Here is a 2,181-nt window from a genome sequence, read left to right on the forward strand (position 1 = left end):
CCCCGGGGGGGTTGCTCCCCCCCCCCCGGGCGCCCCCCCCCCCCCCGCCCCGCCCCCCCGCGGCGGTGGCAGGCTTGGTCCGCTCGGCCCAGCCCGAGCACCCCGGCCGCTTCCTGCTGGTCGATGTCGACTCGTCAGCCGGGCTCTACCCCAGCTACGACGCCGACGTGGAGACCGTTCTGGCTGCTGTGCTGGATGCCGACGAACCGGAGGTCTGGGTCCGTCCCGCTGCCGACGGCGGCGGCGTGGTGGCGTTCGGCCGCCGACTGGCCCGGGCTGGGACAGAGGAGCCCGACACCGCGCCGGCCGAGTGGGACCGGCAGGGCACGGTGCTGATCACCGGCGGAACAGGGGCGCTGGGTGGGGAGTTGGCGCGGCACCTGGTGGATGCCCGTGGCATGCGGCACCTGGCGCTGATGTCCCGGCGCGGCCCGGCCGCGCCGGGAGTGGCTCGCCTGGCCGCCGAGTTGGCGGCCTCGGGGGCGAGTGTTCGCGTGCAGGCGGGCGATGCCGCTGACCGCGACGCCCTCGCCTCGGTCCTGGCCAAGGTCGCCGCTGGCCGTCCGCTGACGGCGGTGGTGCATGCCGCCGGTGTGATCGACGACGCGACCGTGGAGTCGTTGACGCCCGAGCGAATGGCAAAGGTGCTGTCGGCCAAGGCCGATGCGGCGTGGAACCTGCATGAGCTGACCGAAGACGCGGGCCTGGCGGGCTTCGTGCTGTACTCCTCGGCCGCGGCCGTCATGGGCAGCCCAGGGCAGGGGAGTTACGCCGCCGCGAACGGATTCCTGGATGCGCTGGCCGCCTACCGGCACGGCCGGCAGCTGGCCGGTCAGTCGCTGGCGTGGGGGTTGTGGGCCCAGTCCTCGGAGATGACCGGGCACCTCAACGGCACTGGTTTGTCCCGCCTGCGCCGTGGTGGCGTCCAGCCGCTGACGACCGAGATGGGCCTGGCGCTGTTCGACGCCGCTACCGCGTTGGGTGCACCCTTGGCCGTTCCGGTTCTGCTGGACTTGACGACGCTGTCCCGCCCCGGAAGGCCGCTGCCGCCGCTGCTGCGCGGCCTGGTCGCCGGTGCCCCCGCCCGCCCGACCGCGGCCGGGTCCGCGACTGCGGCTCCGGACGCGGGCGGCCTGGCGGCCCGGTTGGCAGAGTTCTCGCCCGCCGATCGCGAGCAGGAAGTCCTGCAGATCGTCCGGGCGGCTGCGGCGGCTGTCCTGGGCCATGCCGGCCCCGGTGACATCGATCCCCAGCGGGCCTTCCGCGAGCTGGGCCTCGACTCCCTGACCGCGCTGGAGCTGCGCAACCGACTGGTCGCGGAGACGGGCCTGAGCCTGCCCGCCACCCTGGTCTTCGACTACCCCGTCCCGCTGGAACTCGCCCGGCACCTGGTGACAGAGGCGTGCGGAACGGCCGAGCCCCTCGGCGAGAGCGCCGTGCCGGCGGTCCGTGTCGGCACGGATGAGCCGGTGGCGATCGTCGGAATCGGCTGCCGGTTCCCGGGTGGAGCCGAGGGGCCGGAGGGCTTCTGGCGGTTGGTCGCCGGTGGCTCCGACGCGATGGCAGGCTTCCCGTCGAACCGCGGCTGGGACCTGGCAGGCCTGCCGGACCTTGAGCCGGGCGATGACGAGGGTGCGCGTTACGCCCCGGTGGGTGGCTTCCTGGACAGCGCTGGTGAGTTCGATGCGGAGTTCTTCGGGATCAGTCCGCGTGAGGCGTTGGGGATGGACCCGCAGCAGCGGTTGCTGTTGGAGACGTGCTGGGAGGCGCTGGAAGACGCGGGCATCACCCCGGGTTCGCTGCGCGGCACCGACACGGGCGTCTACGCCGGCATCATCACCTCCGGCTACCGAGCCGGGGGACAGTACGGCGCCGGCGGCTACGGGATGACCGGGACGACGGCGAGTGTGGCGTCGGGACGCGTGGCGTACTCGCTGGGGTTGCAGGGGCCTGCAGTCTCGATCGACACGGCGTGTTCCTCGTCGCTGACGGCGATTCACCTTGCGGCGCAGGCGTTGCGGTCCGGTGAGTGCGGGATCGCGCTGGCCGGTGGCGTCACGGTCATGGCCACCCCGGGCGCGTACCTGGAGTTCGCGCGGCAGCGAGGACTTGCTGCCGATGGGCGGTGCAAGCCGTTCTCGGACGCCGCTGACGGCACCGGGTGGGGCGAAGGCGTCGGGA

At 73.6% G+C, this 2,181-nt stretch carries 1 protein-coding gene; it reads left to right on the forward strand.

Going from position 1 to position 2,181, the window contains the following annotated elements; all coding sequences use genetic code 11:
* Nucleotides 1–65: 65 nt before the first annotated feature.
* The coding region (locus ACFXB5_RS52765) for a type I polyketide synthase (protein ID WP_385223064.1) at nucleotides 66–2,181 on the forward strand (2,116 nt) is incomplete at its 3' end.

The organism is Streptomyces sp. NPDC059455 (assembly GCF_042750115.1).
In the GTDB taxonomy this organism is placed as follows: Bacteria; Actinomycetota; Actinomycetes; order Streptomycetales; family Streptomycetaceae; genus Streptomyces; species Streptomyces endocoffeicus.